This is a genomic window from Lacisediminihabitans sp. H27-G8 (genome assembly GCF_046156175.1).
Lineage (GTDB): Bacteria > Actinomycetota > Actinomycetes > Actinomycetales > Microbacteriaceae > Lacisediminihabitans.
On record NZ_JAYLVL010000001.1, the window covers coordinates 734,492 to 750,372 of the forward strand.

A 15,881-nucleotide genomic window follows, 5' to 3' on the forward strand; every position below is an offset into this window, starting at 1 on the left:
CAGATGCCGCGAATGTTCGGAGCAGGTAAGGCCGAAGCCGTCACGCAAGCGGACGCAGGAAGCCCGTCGTCACCAGTTCGCGGATGCTCGGCATCAGCTCCGCCGACAGTGCGGCCTCATCCACCTCGAGCAGTTGCGCGATGGCGGCGATGATCGCCCGAACGCTGAGCTCACCGTCGCAGGCCCCGACCAGGGCCGCGAGGCCCGTATCGAGGGGCAGCGAGCGGCCGAATCCCCCGCCCTGCCTCAGGGTCATGACGGTGGGATCGGCGTCGCCCGGCCAGTAGTGGCGATCCTCCGTGACATCCGGGGCCAGCTCCAGATGCTCGCGGCCGATTTGCTCGTCGGTGAGAGCGGACTGCCAGTCCCAGGCCGCCAGGGTCTCGGCGATATGCACGCCGAGGCCACCCTCGATTGCGCTATCGAGTCGCTCCAGACGGCGCAGCCCGCGCGTTGTCGCCCGCAGGCTGAGATAACCGAAGCCCACGGCGGTCACGCCCCGCTGCTCGAAGTCGTCGAGCCAGGCACCGTACAACCGGTCGAACTCGGGGCCGGGGCGGGTGCCGCCATCCCGGATCCAGGTCTCGGAATAGAGCGCCGCATCCTGAACCTCCCGCTCGACCACCCAGGCATCGAGGCCGGTGGCGGAAACCCATTCGCCGGCACGATCGAGGCCGTCGACACCGTCGCGATACTCCCAATTGCCGAGAAGCTGGGCGATGCCACCCGGCTCGAGATGATCGGCCAATCCGTCGATGACCGACGCGACGAGCGCGTCTCCCACCATGCCGCCATCGCGATATTCATAGGAGGGGACGCCATCCGCGCGCGGCGTGATCACGAACGGCGGATTCGACACGATCTGGCCGAACCGCTCCCCCGCCACCGGGTCGAACAGGCTACCGAGCCGGAACTCGATGTTGCGGATGCCGTTCAACTCGGCGTTGAGCGCCGCGATCTCGAGCGCGCGGGGCGAGATGTCGGTCGCGACTACGCGGGTCGCATGACGCGCGGCGTGCATGGCCTGGATGCCGCAGCCGGTGCCGATGTCGAGGGCGGCGTCCACGGTCCCACCGACCATGAGTCCGCTGAGGGTGAGAGACGCCCCGCCGACCCCGAGCACGTGATCCTCCCGCAGCGCCCCACCGACGGTGAGCTCACCGAGATCGCTGGCGATCCACCAGCTGCCGACGCCATGAGCGTCGACGAAGCTGTAGGGGCGCAGGTCGAGAACCGCGCGAACTCGATCACCGTCGACCGACACGAGGCCGAGGGCGAGAGCCCCGTCGAGGCCGAGCTCGGGCAACGCCACAGCGAGCTGCCCCGCGGTCACCGGCATCCCCAGCACGAAGATCCGGGCGAGCACGCCGGCAGCCGTCTCTCCGGCGGGTCCGGTGAGAGCCCGGGAGGCGGGCACGCGCTGCCCACGGTGCAGGGCGGCATCCGCCCGGGTGCCCCACAACCTGGTGAGAACGTCGACGCTGAAACGGGCGGCGAGGAGATCGGATCGGAGTCGTTGTATCGGTTCGGAGTGCACCCCGCAAGTCAACTGCATGCCGGTTGATTTCGCGTGACGGCGGAGTATCACTGAATGCATGACCAATTTCGGGTACACCCTCATGACCGAACAGAGCGGGCCGAAGCAGCTCGTGAACTACGCGGTGCAGGCCGAACGCATCGGCTTCGACTTCGAGGTGTCGAGCGATCACTATTCGCCCTGGCTCACCTCCCAGGGGCACGCGCCCTACGCCTGGTCCGTGCTCGGTGCCGTCGCGCAGGCCACCGAGAGAGTCGAACTCGCCACGTACGTGACCTGCCCGACGCTGCGGTACCACCCGGCGATCATCGCCCAGAAGGCCGCGACCATGCAGCTTCTGGCCGACGGCCGATTCATCCTGGGTCTCGGCGCGGGCGAGAACCTCAACGAGCACGTGATCGGTGAGGGCTGGCCGCCGGTCGCCCAGCGCCAGGACATGCTCGCCGAGGCCATCACCATCATCCGTGAACTGCACACCGGCGAGCTGGTCACCTGGCAGGGCGAGTACTTCCGCATCGATTCGGCCCGCATCTGGGACCTGCCCGATGGCGGCGTGCCGATCGGCGTCGCGGTCTCGGGCGACAAGTCGGTCGCCCGCTTTGCCCCTCTCGGCGACCACCTGATCACCACCGAGCCGGAGGCGGGACTCCTGGCTTCGTGGGCGACGGTGCACGAGGGTCCGTCCCGTTCGATCGGCCAGATCCCGATCTGCTGGGGTCCGGATCGAGAGGCCGCCATCGAGATGGCCCACGACCAGTTCCGGTGGTTCGGGGGCGGCTGGTCCGTCAACGCCGACCTGCCGACTCAGGCCGGTTTCGAGGGGGCGAGCCAATTCGTGCGGCCGGAGGACGTGGCCGACAGCATCCCGTGCGGCCCCGATCTCGACGAGATCGCGGACGCCGTCCGTGAGTACGCCGCAGCCGGATTCACCGATGTCGCACTCGTACAGGTCGGTGATGCCAACCAGCAGCGCTTCCTCGACGAGGCTGCCGGCCCGCTGCTGGAGAAGCTGCGGCGCTGACGACCCGGCGGCAGGCGATACGGTGGACTCTGCGGTGCCCAGACCCGCATAACGAGGAGTTTCCATGGCCCAGACAACCGCGATCCTGTACACGATCCTCGGCGCGATCACCTTCTTCGGCGGCGCCGGCTTTCTCATCGCACTGATCGCGATGTCGAAGTCCTCTTCGCGCGACTGATCCGCATCCCGCGTGCGGGGCGCCGGCACTGGTCGCGCGCACCCTGGGCGGCCATCGTCGCCGGCGGCGTGGGCTCGTGCCGGTGACCAGCCGTCGACGGTCCGGGCGAGCGGAGGAACCGCGAGCATCCGACCGCACCGCAGGATCTGGCGGGTGTCGCTCCCGACGACACCGACAGAAGCCGGTCACCCCCGTCTCGCGAGCGTTGCGGCCAGGCTCGCTGCCGACGATCCGGCCGAGCCGAAGCGACGGAGACAGTGGGCGCAGCCGGGGCGAAGCTGGCTTCATCGTCGATGACCGGCGTCACGCTCCGCTGGGCGCGAACCGAATGCGGCCGGGGGCGGATTACGCTGGAAACAACCATCGGCTTCGCTGAGGAGCCGCTGCCCGGAGGAGGCCATGAAACCGCTCAACGAAACCGACATCCGTCGCAGCATCGTCAACGCCTCCAAGGGTGATATCGAGCGGATGCCCCTCCCGGGCCTGCACGAAGTGCTCTGGGGTGAGCGGGAGTATCTGGGCTGGCGCGACCACGGTGCTCCCCTGCGCGGTTATCTCGTGCACTGGGCGGATGACCGACCGGTCGGCATCGTGCTCCGGGCCTCTGGCGCGAGCATGAGACCCGGCATTTCCGCCATGTGCTCGCTCTGCCGCACCCCGCAACCCTCAGACCAGGTTGCCCTGTTTTCTGCCGCCCGCGCCGGACAGTCCGGCCGCGACGGAAACACGGTGGGCACCTACATCTGTGCCGACCTGGCCTGCTCGCTCATCATCCGCATCATGCCGCCGGCCTCCCCGATGCAGCCGGATCCCGCCGAGGTCGTCGCCAAGCGCGCGGAGGGTCTCCTCACGCGCGTGCAGAACTTCACCGCCGACATCATGAAGACGGTCTGACCCTCACCCGTTGCCCCGTCCCCACTAGGCTGTTCCGCTCATCATGAGTGGTGCCGTCCGCGGCGGAAAGAGGCCGACCGGAGGGAATCCTCGTGGGCATCGAGTCGCCGAGCACGAGCCCGGTCCAAGACAGCGAAGGCCCGGGACATCCTCACAATCGAGCGACGTCCCGGGCCTCCGGTCGAACTCAGCCGTTCGGCTTGTTCGCAGCCTTGGTCTTCTTGTCGGCGCGCTTCTCTTTGAGAGACTTCGACGCCGCCGTCTTCGAGGTTGACTTTTTCGGTGACTTGTCGGCCATGGTGAGCTCCCTCGGATCGGGAGCCCGATTGGCTCCCCGTGTGCCTTGAGAATACGCCGTCTTTCGTGGCGTCGCACGTGCACTGTCGAGGTGGAGGTGGAGGCCGAGGGCGAGGTCATTGCGCTCCCCGCCCCGGTCCACGACCATGGAGGGCACCGCGGCTGCAGCGCCGTTCACCGAGGAACGAGACATCGAAGGACTCACCGTGCCCACACCCACCGACATTGCGAACGGCGCCCCCGTCTGGCTCGACCTGCAGAGCTCTGACACCGCCCGGTCGATCGAGTTCTACTCTGGCCTGCTCGGCTGGACCCACGAAACCGCCGGTGCCGAGTTCAACGACTACGTCACCTTTTCAAAAAACGGCCACCGGGTCGCCGGCATGGTCGCCAACCGGTCCGGCACGCCGGACCTGTGGACCGTCTACCTCAAGACGGCGGATGCCGAAGCAACGGCCACTGCGATCGTCCAGCACGGAGGGCAGGTGTTCTTCAGCCACGCGGTGCCCGGGCTGGGAACGATGGTCGGTCTCGCCGACCCCAGCGGGGCCCAACTCGGAGCCTGGCAACCCGGCGGCCACTCCGGCTTCGACCTCGTGAATGAGGCAAGCGCGCCGGTATGGCATGAGCTGCACGCCACAGACTACGACGGCGCACTCGAGTTCTATCGGGACGCCTTCGGCTGGACCACCACGACGATGAGCGACACCCCAGACTTCCGCATGTCGACGTTCAGCGCCGGAGGCGATCCCCTCGCGGGGATCTTCGACGCCACCGGGTCCCTGGCCGCGGGGCAGACCGCCCGCTGGATGCCCTACTTCGGCGTCGAGGACGCGGATGCCGCGGCATCCGTCGTCACCGGACTGGGCGGCACCCAGCTCGACCCGGTCACCGATTCGCCCTTCGGCCGGATGACCCACCTCGAGGATTCGACCGGCGCCCCGCTCACGATCATCCAGGTGGGGTGACCATGACCGTGCTCCAGTTCAGATGCGGCGTGCGCGGCGGCGGAGCAGAAGCTGGCCGATGGCGCGCCAGCCGAGCAGGAAGATCGCCAGCACCACCGTCGTGACGATCACGAATCCGATCTGCACACCCTGCCCGGCCACCGCGCGCAGGAGCATGCCGACGATCACCGTCGCGGCCCAGATCGTGAGCCCGGACCAGCGGAGGGCGAGGGGCGTCCGCCAGGCGCGGGCGCCGATCCATCCGATCACCAGCCCCGCGAAGAACGGCCAGAGCGTCACCAGCGCGCCAAGGGGGCCCTCGTTGTGACTCGCGCGACCGATTAACACGAATGCCCCGACGAGCACGACATCGAGGAGGAAGGCAAGTGGCGGGATGATTTTCACCTCGCCACCCTACGCGACCCCTACTGAGGATCCTCGTCCGGCGGCACCGGGATCGAACTGGTCACCGGATCCCCGGTCGTCGCGTCGATGACCTTCTGACCGGGCGGCAGGTTCGAGCGGTCCGGCGCGATGACCTCGGCCATGCGCCCGGAGTCCGGCAGGCCGAAGGTGGGGATGCGACCCTCACCGGGGGCGAGCACCAGGTCGTCGGAGCGGCGCGGAAGCGTCTTGCCCTGGAAGAATTCGGGCTGGCGCAAGAACCAGAGGAACATCAGCACGGCACCGAGCAAAAGTCCGATCACTCCGACGACAGCCGTCGCACCGATGCCGAAGATCGTGACGTTATTACCCTTCGCGTCCTGAATCCAGTCGGGCAGGGCGAACTGCTGCAGACCGTAGACGAAGACGAAGAGCAGTATCGCCCCACCGACGAAGGGGAAGAGTCCCCGCATGATGAAGTGGCGGAACGACGAGGTGAGCGTCTTGCGGTAGAACCAGACACAGGCGAATCCGGTGAGGCCGTAGTAGAACGCGATCATCAGTCCAATGGATCCGACCAGGGCCTGAAGCAGAGTGTCTGCACCGATCAGCGTGAACACCAGGTAGAACGCGGCCGAAATGATCCCCATACCGATCGTGGACCAGGTGGGCGTGAGGTACTTCGGGTGGATGCGCGCGAACTTCGACGGGATCGCCCGGTAGACGGCCATGGAGAGCGCGGTGCGAGCCGTCGGCAGGATCGTGGTCTGCGTGGAGGCTGACGCCGAGGTGAGGATCGACGCGGCGAGCAGCAGGAGCAGGATGTGCCCGATGAGGCTGTTGCCGAACAGGTCCGGACCGATAGCGGAGAACACGTCGCTGGCGTTGTCCGGGTTGCCGAGGCCGACGCCCTTGGTTCCGACCCCGGCGAAAGCGACGACCGCGACGGCGACGAGGGCGTAGGTCACGAGCAGCAGCAGGGTGCTGATGATGGCAGCTCGACCGGGCGTCTTGGCCGGGTCGGCGGTCTCCTCGTTGACCGAGACGGCGGTGTCCCATCCCCAGTAGATGAAGATCGCGGTGAGCATGGCAGGCGCGATCACCTTGGTGAAGTCGAGGGTGAAGGGGTTGAACCAGTCGAGGCTGGGCACCAGCGAGTAGGTCTCGGCATTGCCGGAGTACACGCGCACGAGCGCGAAGATGGCGAAGGCGATGAGGATGATCACCTCGATGCTGAGCAGGAAGTACTGCAAGCGCGCCGAGATCTCGATGCCGCGATAGCAGATCCAGGTCATCAACGTGATCCAGAGCAGGCCCGCGACAGTCGACCAGAGCGTGCTGCTCGACAGGTCGGCCATGCCGGGGACCCCGAATTCGCCGAGGAGCGTGAAGGTGTACGAGCCCGCGATCTGAGCGAGGTTCGCCATCACGATGACGTCGGCGACGATGATGCCCCAGCCGCCCATCCAGCCGGTGATCGGACCGAAGGCCCGGGTCGCCCAGGTGAAGGTGGTGCCGCAGTCCGGCTCGGCCTTGTTGAGCTCCTGGTAGGCGACGGCGATGAGGTACATGGGGATGAAGGCGAGAAGCACGATGCCGGGAGCCTTAACCCCGGCGAGGAGCGCGCCACCGCTCGCGACGATGAAACCGAGACTCGCGGCGAGGCTGTAAGCCGGGGCGGTGGAGGCCACCCCCATCACAATGCTGGAGATGAGTCCGAGGGAGCCACCCTTCAGGCCCTTGCTGTCCACATCGTTCGTGGACGGAACGGTTGCGGTCATGCGCACACTCCTTGCGTGAAGGCCGCAGACAGAACGGCACAGCCGGGTAGCCAGAATCGCTCGTCGTCGAACGGCCTGTGTGGCTCACACTAGTACTTCAGCGCACCAATTCCGAAGAGTTTTTGCTACGGATTTGATTGCGTGAGGGTCGCGAATACGACGAGATTCTCTGTGTAGTGTCCCGTCGAGCGATCAAATGGCCCGTCGCAGGTGATCAGCCGAAGTTGCGGGGTCGGCACGGTGCCGTAGACGGCATCGGTGGGGAAGGCCGATTTCGGCACGAGGGAACTCGATGAGACGACGAAACTCACGGAGGTGCCATCCGAGAGGCCCACGCTGATGGCGTCTCCGGGCACCAGCTCGGGAAGGTGCTCGAACACGGCGGGCCTGACCACCGAATCGAGGTGGCCGGCGATCACCGCCGGCCCGATGCGGCCGGGCAGCACTCCCCCGGAGAACCAGCCGGCACGATCGAAATCGATCGGAGGATGAAGGACGCCGCTCGAATCGACCGCGAGGGACTCGAGATCGGTCGACACCCCGATCGCCGGAATGTCGAGGTGGGTCGCCACGATGCCGGCTCGGGGCGGAGCATCCGTCGTCGCGATGGGATCCTGGAGAGGCCCCCCGGAGCCAGTCGAGTCCGCGACCGGCTGCTGGAGCTCTCCCGCACCGCTGATGTGGGCGGCGGCGACTGGGCCGACACCCTGCACTCCGGCGATGACCAGGGCGGCCGAGAGCCCCAGGACCGTTCCGCCCGCGAGGATGCCCGCTACCCAGGGTGCACGGCTGACCCGTGCGTGACGGCCGCTCATCGCAGCATCTCGGGCGCCACGTTCGCCGGGGTGAGGCTCGTCGTGGCGCTGCTCGGCGAGGCATTGCGAGCGAGGAATCCACCGCCCGTTTGCACGGCGCCGAGAGGAATCTGCTCGGCCGCGGCACTGTCCACGATCGGGCGGGCGGTGAGAGCCCCCCGGGCGGTGTCGAGTACAACCAGGGTGGTGACAGAACCGGGAACCAGGGACACCGTGGTGCTGAAATCCCGTGACTTCGCCTGGAGCAGGAGCGTCCAGGTGCCCGCCGGCACGTCGATGTACCCCGTCGCCGTGCCGCCACGAGCTTTGGTGGCGATAGTCGTGCCCGTAGAGGTTGCGACCGTGACGCTCGGCACCATCGCGGAAGCTTGAAGCAGACGGATGCGGGCGATGCCCGGTGCCGGGGTCGCGAGTTCGTCGGGGAAGGCCTTGAGGTGCAGCCGCGCGTTTCGCCCGTAGGCGGCGACCGTGGTGCTCTTCCCCTCCACAACCGTCACGGAGGAGCGGGCGACGGGAGTGCTCGAGGCGCGCGAACCGGCGCGCGTCATGGTGACAAGGTAGGTGCCGGGTGAGAGCGGCTGGTAGGCGGAGATCGCACCGTACGCGACAGAGTCGAGTCGAACTACGGCGGAATCCCGTCCGAGCTGGGTGAGGCGCACATCCACGGACCGGGTGTCGGGAGAGAGGTGCGCGACCCGCACCCATCCGGTCTGCGGCGCGGGAGTGGCGAGCGCGGGACTCGCTCCGGCGATGGTGGTGAGCGCGATGATCGCGAAAGCGACAACCGCGGGGACGAGGCGCCGGGGATTCGGCCGGGTATTCGACTGTGGCATGGGTAAGTCCTCCACGTCGCCGCGTGTCGGGTCGAGATTTCGGGTCACGATGTCGGGTCAAGGCGGTTCGGGTGCTACGACGACGTATTCCGGTTATTCGGAGCGCCTTCGAAGATCGGATTGGTGGGGGTCCGAGATTCGTTCGGCGGGTGACCACCCTGCCCCTTTCTGCGTAGGGTGGACACATGCAACCAGGCAACCAGTTCGGCGAATTCTTGCGCGCCCGGCGCGAACTCCTCACCCCCGAAGACGTGGGGTTGCCGGCCACCGGCCGACGTCGAATCCAGGGCCTGCGGCGGGAAGAAGCGGCCCTCGTATCCGGGCTGTCTCCCGAGGACTACCTCCGCCTGGAACAGGGTGTCGAACAGAACCCGACTGACGACGTGCTCGACGCCCTGACCAGGGCGCTCAAGCTCGACGACGACGCGGCCGCCAGCCTGCGCGACCTCGCTCGGCCCGCACCGGTGGAGCACGATGCGCTCCCGATCGCCCCGGACGAGGCGCCGGAGGGACTCGCCGGAGTCATCGACACCTGGCCCCACCAGGTCGCCTGGATCGAGGGAAGGCTCACCGAGGTGCTCTCGGCGAACCCCCTCGCCCGCGCCCTCTCCCCCCGCTTCGCCCCCGGCACCAACCTCATGCGCTCGGTGTTCCTCGACCCGGCCTCCCGCGAGCTCTATCCCCAGTGGGACCGGATGCTCGTGGCCACCGTTGCGCGGCTGCGTACGCTCATCGGTCCGGACATCGACGACCCGGCCCTCACCCAACTCGTGGGTGAACTCTCCGTTCGCAGCGGTGAATTCCGCGCCCTCTGGGGAGCGGCGGAGCTCCCCGCCGACGTCGACTCGATCACCCGGATCACCCACCCGCAGGTCGGCGCCCTCGAACTCGAGACGGAACGTCTCGCCATCGGCACGCCCGGGGGATCCGACACGCGATCGCTGGTCATCCTGCACGCCCGCCCTGGTTCGGAGTCGGAGACGGCCCTGCGCCGACTCGCCGCGATAGCATCCGGAACCTCGCCGGCGGAAGCCCAGCGCATCCTGCCCGCGCCCGTGCCGATCGAATCGAAGCGCCGCCTCCCGTGAGCCGGAACTCCACAGTGGGAGCGCCGGGCGGGACTCGCGTCGGCCGCCGCATGGTCCAGATCCTCGTCGCCATCCTGCTGGTCTTCGTGCTCGCGATCGTCGCCCTGGTCACCTGGGCGAACATCGTGATGCAGGGCGAACGCGGACCGGCTCTCGCCGCGTGGCGCGACCCAGGGATCTCGATCACCTCGACCGACCATTCGGTGATCCTCACTCCGAAGAGCGGAGCCACGGGCACCGGGCTGGTCTTCATCCCCGGTGCGAAAGTCGATCCCTACGCCTACCTGTACAAGCTCTCCGGCATCGTGGAGCAGGGGGTTACCGTCGTGATCACCAAGCCGACCCTCAACCTCGCGTTCTTCGACCAGAGACCCCTTGCCACCTTCACGGCGGATACCAGCGGGGTTACGCGCTGGTTCGTCGGCGGCCACTCACTCGGTGGGGTTCGCGCCTGCATGCTCGCCGATTCGAGCGAGGCACCCGCGGTCGCGGGCCTCGTGCTCTTCGGCAGCTACTGCGCCAACGACCTCTCCCGCACGGATCTCAGCGTGCTGAGTATCGGCGGGGAGCGGGACGGGTTGAGCACTCCGGCGAAGATCGCGGCGGGCAAGAGCCTGCTGCCGGCATCCGCGGTCTTCGTGGAGATCCCGGGCAGCAATCACGCGCGCTTCGGCGACTACGGTGTGCAGCCGGGTGACGGCACCGCGACGATCTCGAGCGCCCGGGCCCGCTCGGAGATCACCGCGGCACTGGCTGCGGTTCTCTCCGGCGGGTAGTCCGGCGCGCGACGCGGAGACACGTACCGGGTCAAACACAGAGCCAGGGCGGGCGAGTCCGGCCTTTCCGTGCCGGCGTGCCGACCCGCAAGGACCGGACTCGCCCGATCGTGCTGCTACTTGTCGCCGGTGAGCGCGTCCTTCACGCTCTCGCCAGCCTTCTTCACCGATGCCTTCGCCTGGTCGGCCTTGCCTTCGGCGACGAGGCTGTCGTTGTCGGTGACCTTTCCGAGCGCTTCCTTCCCCTTGCCGAGAAGGTCCTGCGCGGTGTTCTTGATGTCGTTGTCTGCACTCATTTGCGAACTCCATTTCTGGTTCGGTTTGCACTGGTTTTCACGACTGAGACGGGTACTGTGAACAATTCGTCACGCTCTGGGGCGAAACTTTTTTGAGACGGAACGGATGGCCGGTGATCGACCTCTCCACGGCCTCCGACCGCATCCTCGCCGAGCGGTCGGCCGATGGCGACACGAACGCCTTCTCTGTGCTGGTGAGGCGTCACGCCCCCTATTTGCGCGCCTTCGCCCACCGCCTCACCGGCTCTGCGGCGGATGCGGACGACGCCGTGCAGGAAGCCCTGATCTCTGCGTGGAAGCAGCTTCCTACGCTGCAGGACCCGAGCAAGGTGCGGTCCTGGCTGACCAGCATCGTCAGCCGGAAGGCCACCGACCGTATCCGCAGCAGGCGGCCGACTGGCGAGCTGGATGACGAGCTCGTGGCCGAGCACGGTTCCGGGCCCGAAGAACGTGCGATCGAGACATCCCGCATGGAGGCGCTCACCCGCATCCTCGACGAGCTGCCCGAAGGCCAGCGCCAGTGTTGGGTACTGAAGGAGGTGGGCGGCTACTCCTATGACGAGATTGCCGAACGGCTCGATCTCAGCGTGACCACCGTGCGCGGAAAGCTCGCGCGCGCCCGACAGACTGTAGTGAGAGAGATGGAGGTGTGGCGGTGACCGAAGCCTCTGCCAGCGACGACGTCGGTGGCTCCGGATTCTCGCTCGACGATCTCAGCGACTATCTCGACCGCGGGCGGGAGCCAGCCATTGCCGCCATCGACGGCAATGCCGAATGCCAGGCGATGCTCGCGAGCCTCGAACGTGTCGGAGCGCTCTCCCGCGACCTCGTCGTGCGGGATGCCAGGGACAACCCCGGGATCGAGGAGAGCTGGTTGCAGGGAGTGCTGACCGCGATCTCGCGCGAAGTGCGGGCGGGGCGGGACATCCCGCTCAGCAGCTCCGAACCGAACACTCGTCTCACCATCACCGAGGGCGCGGTGCACGAGCTCGTGAGAGCGGCCGGCGACTCCGTGGAGGGAGTACTCGTGGGGCGCTGCACCCTCGACGGCGACCTCGACGATCCTGATGCTCCCGTGCGCATTGCGCTGACGATCAGCGTCGTGCTCAGTGCACCCATCATTGACCTGGCCGACGCCGTTCGCGAGCGCGTCTATTCCGAGCTTCTGAAACACACCGAGCTCACCATCGAGAGCGTCGATGTCACAGTGACCGATGCCCACACCCTGGAACGCCCCGTCGAGGAGGACGAAGCATGACCGACGAACTCGACTCCCTCGCCGCTCAGCTCGATGCCGTCGTGCGTTCGGTTCCCACGGTCGCCGCGCTCTACGCCGCCGAGCCTGGTCTGTTGCGCTCGGTACGAGAGCTCACGACCGGGACCGACACCCCGCTCGCGTTGATCTCGGTGCGCCGGGCGGAGCAGGGTCTGGCGATCGTGGCGAGTGTCGCCGCATCCGGCCGACAGCAGGCCCCCGTGACCGCGCTCGCCGTGTCGACGGCGATCCGCTCCGCGCTTGCTCCGGGCGTCGAGGCGGAGATCCTGGTGCGGGTGAGCCGCATCGAGGGCTGAGGCAGCCCGTCAGCCGTCGTTGCGATTGTTGTGGCGGATGACCCGCACGGCGATCTCCTCGGCATCGATCGACGCGAGGATGGCCCGCACGGCCGGCTCCTGGTATCGCCCCTCGCGCCGGGCGGCGAGTACAGCCGCCCGCTCGGCCTCGATCATCGCCAGTCGAAGGCGACCGAACACCGCCTGCGCGGGCTCCACGCCGTCGTCTACCGGATTGAGGAGGGATTCGCCGAGCAGCGTGGCATCGTTGCGAAGGCGTTCGACCACGGCCGCGTCATCAGCCTCCATCCTCTCCGCGTCGAGTCTGACGACCCCGGCTGCGCGGGCCTCCGCCATCAGCATCTGGGCCTCCACGAGCTCCTGGTCCGCATTCGGCGGGGGAAGCTTCAGCCGGCGGATGATCCACGGCAGCGCGAGTCCCTGCACCAGGGTGCCCACGACCACCGCAAAGGCGAGGAATTGAAGAAAGGATTTCTGCGGGGTGGCATCGGGCAACAGGAAGACCGCCGCGAGTGTCACCACCCCGCGCATGCCGGAGAATCCGATGGCGACCGTGGCTTTCCCGCTCCAGCTGCGCTCGCGGAAGCGCTTCGGACCGACACGGTAGAACCCGCTCACCGCCAGAATCCAGGCGAATCGCGCCGCGATCAGGAACACGAGCATCCCGACGCAGATGAGAACGACCTGAGCGATTCCGAACCCGGAGTCGGCCACACCGCGCAGGATGCCTTTGAGGTTGAGGCCGATGAACAGGAACACGGAATTCTCGAGGAGGAACCGGATGGTGCGCCAATTCACGGAATCCGCGATGCGCGCCTGTGCCGATTGCACCACCGGCGCCTGGGTCCCGATGATCAGGCCGGCGATCACCACGGCGAGCACCCCGGAACCGTGAAGCAGTTGGGTGGGGATGAACGCCACGAAGGGTGTCGCCAACGACAGGCTCGTGTCGAGCACCGGCGCTTTCAGCGTCTTACGGATGGCGGAGAGACCGAATCCGGCCGCCAGACCGAACCCCACCCCCACGACGACGGCGAGCACGAAATCCGCCGCGACCGCCCAGGGGTTGAGGGTGCCGACGATCGCCGCCATTGCCGCGGAGAGGGCGACAAGAGCCGCAGCGTCGTTGAACAGGCTCTCACCCTCGAGCACGGTCACGACCCGTCGGGGCAGCCTGAGGCGGCCGGAGATGGAGGTGATGGCCACCGCATCCGTCGGGGCGACGACCGCAGCGAACGCAAAACCCGTCGCGAGGCTGATCGCCGGCACGATCAACCAGGTGAAGAAGCCGACGACAACGACCGTGAACAGCACAAGGCCGACCGAGAGGGTGAGGATGCTGTCGCGCCGGGCTCGCACGTCCACGAGGGACGTGCGGATGGCTGCGGCGAAGAGCAACGGCGGCAACAGCCCGTAGAGCACCAGCTCCGGCTGCACCTCGATCCTCGGCAGCCACGGCAGGAAGGAAGCGACCGCGCCGACGGCCACGAGCGTGACGGGCGCCGACCAGCCCACCCGCCGCGAGAGCCCCGTCACCGCGACGGTCACGAGCACGAACGACACGATCCAGATGATCGTCAAGACCGAGCCATCCATGCCGTATCCCTTCCCGTGTTGCTATCCGAGGGTAGAGGACGCGGGCAAACGACGAGAGCCTACGGCGCCGACAGCTGCTCCCTCACCACCCGCCGCAGCACCTTCCCCACGATATTGCGCGGCAACTCGTCGACGACCTCGATGCGCCTCGGCACCTTATAGGCCGCCATCCGCTCCTTCAGGTGCTCGCGAATCGCGGGCACATCGAGGGTGGCCCCGGGGCTGAGCACGACGGCGGCGACGACATCCTCTCCGCCCTGCGGAGTGCGGATGCCCACGACGGCGGCATCCGTGATGTCCGGATGCGAGATCAGGGCCTCCTCGACCTCGGTCGGCGCCACGTTGAATCCGCCCGTGATGATGAGCTCCTTGATGCGGTCGACGACGGTGACAAAACCGTCGGCGGAGACTGTGACGATGTCGCCGGTGCGCAGCCATCCACCGGCGAGCAGCGTCTCGGCCGTCTCGGTCGGGCGGTTCCAGTAGCCGCTGAAGACCTGCGGTCCGCGCACGAGCAATTCGCCCTCTTCGTTCACCCCGCGATCGATCGTGGGGTCGTCGGGATCCACCACCCGGATGTCCGTGCTGGGGAACGGCACGCCCACCGTGCCGGGCCGCCGAGAGGGTCCCATCGGGTTGCCGACGACGATCGGGGATGACTCGGTCATTCCGTAGCCCTCGACCAACAGGCCCCCGGTGGCCTGTTCCCAGAGCTCCACGATGCGGGTGGGCAGGTTCATCGCTCCCGAGATCGCAAACCGGATGCCGCGAAGGCCCACGCCCCGGTCCTCGGCCGCGGCGACCAGTCGTTCGTAGATCGGCGGCACGGCGGGCAGGAAGGTGGCGGGAGTCTTGCGGAACGCATCCAGCACGAGCTGTTCATCGAATTTGGGGAACAGCACGAGCCGGGCCCCGATGCTCAGCGCAAAGCTGAGGCACAGGGTGAGACCGTAGGCGTGGAAAAGGGGGAGCACCCCGTAGACGACCTCGCGGCCGGCGCGCAGTCCGGGAATCCAGGCCTCCCCCTGCATGGCGTTCGCCCGCAGGTTGCGGTGCGACAGGATCGCGCCCTTCGGCGTTCCCGTCGTGCCGCTGGTGTACTGCAGCACCGCGGTGTCATCGAGGGCCGCGCCGGGGAATCGGCGGGGAAGCGGTCGGGATGACTCGAGGTCGTGCCAGTCGATCGAGCCGCGCACGCGGCGTCCGCTGGTCAGCGCGGCTCGCGCAAGACGGGCCTTCTTCACCGGGAGCCGCAGGGCGACCTGGGTTCGCAGCGGCATCTCCCGCGTCACGTCGACCGAGACCACGGTCTCCAGTCCGAGGTCGTCGGGCATGTTCAGAAGCGTCGGCACCGTCTTGTCCCACGCGATCGCGACCCTCGCGCCGTGATCCTCGAACTGGTGGCGGAGTTCTCGCTCGGTGTACAGCGGGTTGTGTTCCACGACGATGGCTCCGAGACGCAGTACCGCGTAGAAGGCGATCACGTGTTGGGGGCTGTTGGGCAGCACGAGCGCGACACGATCCCCCTTCACCACTCCCCGGGCGCGAAGCCCGTTCGCGAAGAGCGAGATCCGGTCTCCGAGCTCGCCATAGGTGATGGTCGCGCCGAAGAACTGCAGGGCGACGTTCCGTCGGTATTTCCGCGCAGAGCTGGACAGCATCTGGCTCAGAGTCTCGGTGGGCTCCGCGATGTCGCGAGGCACGCGGAGCGCATAGGAGTCAAGCCAGGGACGATCGGAGAATGGGGTCATGTGCGCCTCGGTGGTCGAACGGTGTTCATGGGGAATTGTGTGTGCTGTCGTACTAGTTCGGAGCCACCGGCCGGGAGGAATGGTCGAGGGACTTCCAAGCTAAGGGGAGCAAGAT

The 15,881-nt window shown here is 67.5% G+C and carries 17 protein-coding genes; 8 read left to right on the forward strand and 9 right to left on the reverse strand.

Annotated features, from left to right (window positions below; translation table 11 throughout):
• Positions 1-40: 40 nt before the first annotated feature.
• Entirely contained in the window at positions 41-1,555 is a 1,515-nt protein-coding gene (locus VLI63_RS03545) for a methyltransferase (RefSeq protein ID WP_409155534.1), read from the reverse strand.
• A gap of 40 nt (positions 1,556-1,595) precedes the next feature.
• On the opposite strand from VLI63_RS03545, the gene VLI63_RS03550 reads away from it, so the two are divergent.
• Together VLI63_RS03550 and VLI63_RS03555 are read left to right on the forward strand one after the other, a co-directional pair.
• Entirely contained in the window at positions 1,596-2,558 is a 963-nt protein-coding gene (locus VLI63_RS03550; RefSeq protein WP_409155535.1) for a TIGR03557 family F420-dependent LLM class oxidoreductase, read from the forward strand.
• Between the two features lie 577 nt (positions 2,559-3,135).
• Positions 3,136-3,630, forward strand: a complete 495-nt coding sequence (locus tag VLI63_RS03555) for an FBP domain-containing protein (RefSeq protein WP_409155536.1) — start codon at positions 3,136-3,138, stop codon at positions 3,628-3,630.
• Positions 3,631-3,817: 187 nt separating this feature from the next.
• Here the strand turns inward: VLI63_RS03555 and VLI63_RS03560 are convergent, their stop codons facing one another.
• Positions 3,818-4,120, reverse strand: a complete 303-nt coding sequence (locus VLI63_RS03560; RefSeq protein WP_409155537.1) for a hypothetical protein — start codon at positions 4,118-4,120, stop codon at positions 3,818-3,820.
• A gap of 13 nt (positions 4,121-4,133) precedes the next feature.
• Between VLI63_RS03560 and VLI63_RS03565 the strand changes: the two genes are divergently transcribed.
• Positions 4,134-4,895 (forward strand): VOC family protein, encoded by a 762-nt coding sequence (locus VLI63_RS03565; RefSeq protein ID WP_409155538.1) that lies wholly within the window; start codon positions 4,134-4,136, stop codon positions 4,893-4,895.
• A gap of 18 nt (positions 4,896-4,913) precedes the next feature.
• Here VLI63_RS03565 and VLI63_RS03570 read toward each other — a convergent pair whose 3' ends face one another.
• From VLI63_RS03570 to VLI63_RS03585, 4 genes are all read right to left on the reverse strand, one after another.
• Positions 4,914-5,279 (reverse strand): DUF3054 domain-containing protein, encoded by a 366-nt coding sequence (locus VLI63_RS03570; RefSeq protein ID WP_409155539.1) that lies wholly within the window; start codon positions 5,277-5,279, stop codon positions 4,914-4,916.
• 20 nt (positions 5,280-5,299) lie between these two features.
• Positions 5,300-7,039, reverse strand: a complete 1,740-nt coding sequence (locus tag VLI63_RS03575) for an APC family permease (RefSeq protein ID WP_409155540.1) — start codon at positions 7,037-7,039, stop codon at positions 5,300-5,302.
• A 125-nt stretch (positions 7,040-7,164) separates the two neighbouring features.
• Positions 7,165-7,854, reverse strand: a complete 690-nt coding sequence (locus tag VLI63_RS03580) for a sortase domain-bontaining protein (RefSeq protein WP_409155541.1) — start codon at positions 7,852-7,854, stop codon at positions 7,165-7,167.
• Complete coding sequence (locus tag VLI63_RS03585) at positions 7,851-8,687, reverse strand: DUF4397 domain-containing protein (RefSeq protein ID WP_409155542.1); 837 nt, start codon at positions 8,685-8,687, stop codon at positions 7,851-7,853. Before VLI63_RS03585 ends, VLI63_RS03580 begins: the two co-directional genes overlap by 4 nt.
• 185 nt (positions 8,688-8,872) lie before the next feature.
• On the opposite strand from VLI63_RS03585, the gene VLI63_RS03590 reads away from it, so the two are divergent.
• Both VLI63_RS03590 and VLI63_RS03595 read left to right on the forward strand, forming a co-directional pair.
• The gene (locus tag VLI63_RS03590; protein ID WP_409155543.1) at positions 8,873-9,775 is read left to right on the forward strand and encodes a helix-turn-helix transcriptional regulator; all 903 of its coding nucleotides are present in this window, start codon (positions 8,873-8,875) and stop codon (positions 9,773-9,775) included.
• 50 nt (positions 9,776-9,825) lie between these two features.
• Positions 9,826-10,551 carry an alpha/beta hydrolase gene (locus VLI63_RS03595; RefSeq protein ID WP_409155544.1) on the forward strand — a complete coding sequence of 242 codons (726 nt, stop codon included), beginning with the start codon at positions 9,826-9,828 and terminating at the stop codon, positions 10,549-10,551.
• A 116-nt stretch (positions 10,552-10,667) separates the two neighbouring features.
• Here the strand turns inward: VLI63_RS03595 and VLI63_RS03600 are convergent, their stop codons facing one another.
• Positions 10,668-10,847 (reverse strand): CsbD family protein, encoded by a 180-nt coding sequence (locus tag VLI63_RS03600; RefSeq protein ID WP_409155545.1) that lies wholly within the window; start codon positions 10,845-10,847, stop codon positions 10,668-10,670.
• Positions 10,848-10,960: 113 nt separating this feature from the next.
• Between VLI63_RS03600 and VLI63_RS03605 the strand changes: the two genes are divergently transcribed.
• From VLI63_RS03605 to VLI63_RS03615, 3 genes are read left to right on the forward strand one after another with little or no spacing between them, the layout of a single operon-like run.
• Entirely contained in the window at positions 10,961-11,506 is a 546-nt protein-coding gene (locus VLI63_RS03605; protein ID WP_409155546.1) for an RNA polymerase sigma factor, read from the forward strand.
• Entirely contained in the window at positions 11,503-12,105 is a 603-nt protein-coding gene (locus VLI63_RS03610; protein ID WP_409155547.1) for an Asp23/Gls24 family envelope stress response protein, read from the forward strand. Before VLI63_RS03605 ends, VLI63_RS03610 begins: the two co-directional genes overlap by 4 nt.
• On the forward strand, positions 12,102-12,419 hold the full coding sequence (locus VLI63_RS03615; RefSeq protein WP_409155548.1) for a hypothetical protein: 318 nt from the start codon (positions 12,102-12,104) through the stop codon (positions 12,417-12,419). Before VLI63_RS03610 ends, VLI63_RS03615 begins: the two co-directional genes overlap by 4 nt.
• A 9-nt stretch (positions 12,420-12,428) precedes the next feature.
• Here VLI63_RS03615 and VLI63_RS03620 read toward each other — a convergent pair whose 3' ends face one another.
• On the reverse strand, positions 12,429-14,015 hold the full coding sequence (locus tag VLI63_RS03620) for a cation:proton antiporter (protein WP_409155549.1): 1,587 nt from the start codon (positions 14,013-14,015) through the stop codon (positions 12,429-12,431).
• A 59-nt stretch (positions 14,016-14,074) separates the two neighbouring features.
• Complete coding sequence (locus tag VLI63_RS03625; protein WP_409155766.1) at positions 14,075-15,802, reverse strand: long-chain-fatty-acid--CoA ligase; 1,728 nt, start codon at positions 15,800-15,802, stop codon at positions 14,075-14,077.
• Positions 15,803-15,881: the final 79 nt, after the last annotated feature.

Coding starts and splice junctions, on each gene's coding strand:
- VLI63_RS03545 (WP_409155534.1), bottom strand. CDS start 1,555: ATGCAGTTGACTTGCGGGGTGCACTCCGAACCGATACAACGACTCCGA.
- VLI63_RS03550 (WP_409155535.1), top strand. CDS start 1,596: ATGACCAATTTCGGGTACACCCTCATGACCGAACAGAGCGGGCCGAAG.
- VLI63_RS03555 (WP_409155536.1), top strand. CDS start 3,136: ATGAAACCGCTCAACGAAACCGACATCCGTCGCAGCATCGTCAACGCC.
- VLI63_RS03560 (WP_409155537.1), bottom strand. CDS start 4,120: ATGTCTCGTTCCTCGGTGAACGGCGCTGCAGCCGCGGTGCCCTCCATG.
- VLI63_RS03575 (WP_409155540.1), bottom strand. CDS start 7,039: ATGACCGCAACCGTTCCGTCCACGAACGATGTGGACAGCAAGGGCCTG.
- VLI63_RS03580 (WP_409155541.1), bottom strand. CDS start 7,854: ATGAGCGGCCGTCACGCACGGGTCAGCCGTGCACCCTGGGTAGCGGGC.
- VLI63_RS03585 (WP_409155542.1), bottom strand. CDS start 8,687: ATGCCACAGTCGAATACCCGGCCGAATCCCCGGCGCCTCGTCCCCGCG.
- VLI63_RS03590 (WP_409155543.1), top strand. CDS start 8,873: ATGCAACCAGGCAACCAGTTCGGCGAATTCTTGCGCGCCCGGCGCGAA.
- VLI63_RS03595 (WP_409155544.1), top strand. CDS start 9,826: ATGGTCCAGATCCTCGTCGCCATCCTGCTGGTCTTCGTGCTCGCGATC.
- VLI63_RS03600 (WP_409155545.1), bottom strand. CDS start 10,847: ATGAGTGCAGACAACGACATCAAGAACACCGCGCAGGACCTTCTCGGC.
- VLI63_RS03615 (WP_409155548.1), top strand. CDS start 12,102: ATGACCGACGAACTCGACTCCCTCGCCGCTCAGCTCGATGCCGTCGTG.
- VLI63_RS03620 (WP_409155549.1), bottom strand. CDS start 14,015: ATGGATGGCTCGGTCTTGACGATCATCTGGATCGTGTCGTTCGTGCTC.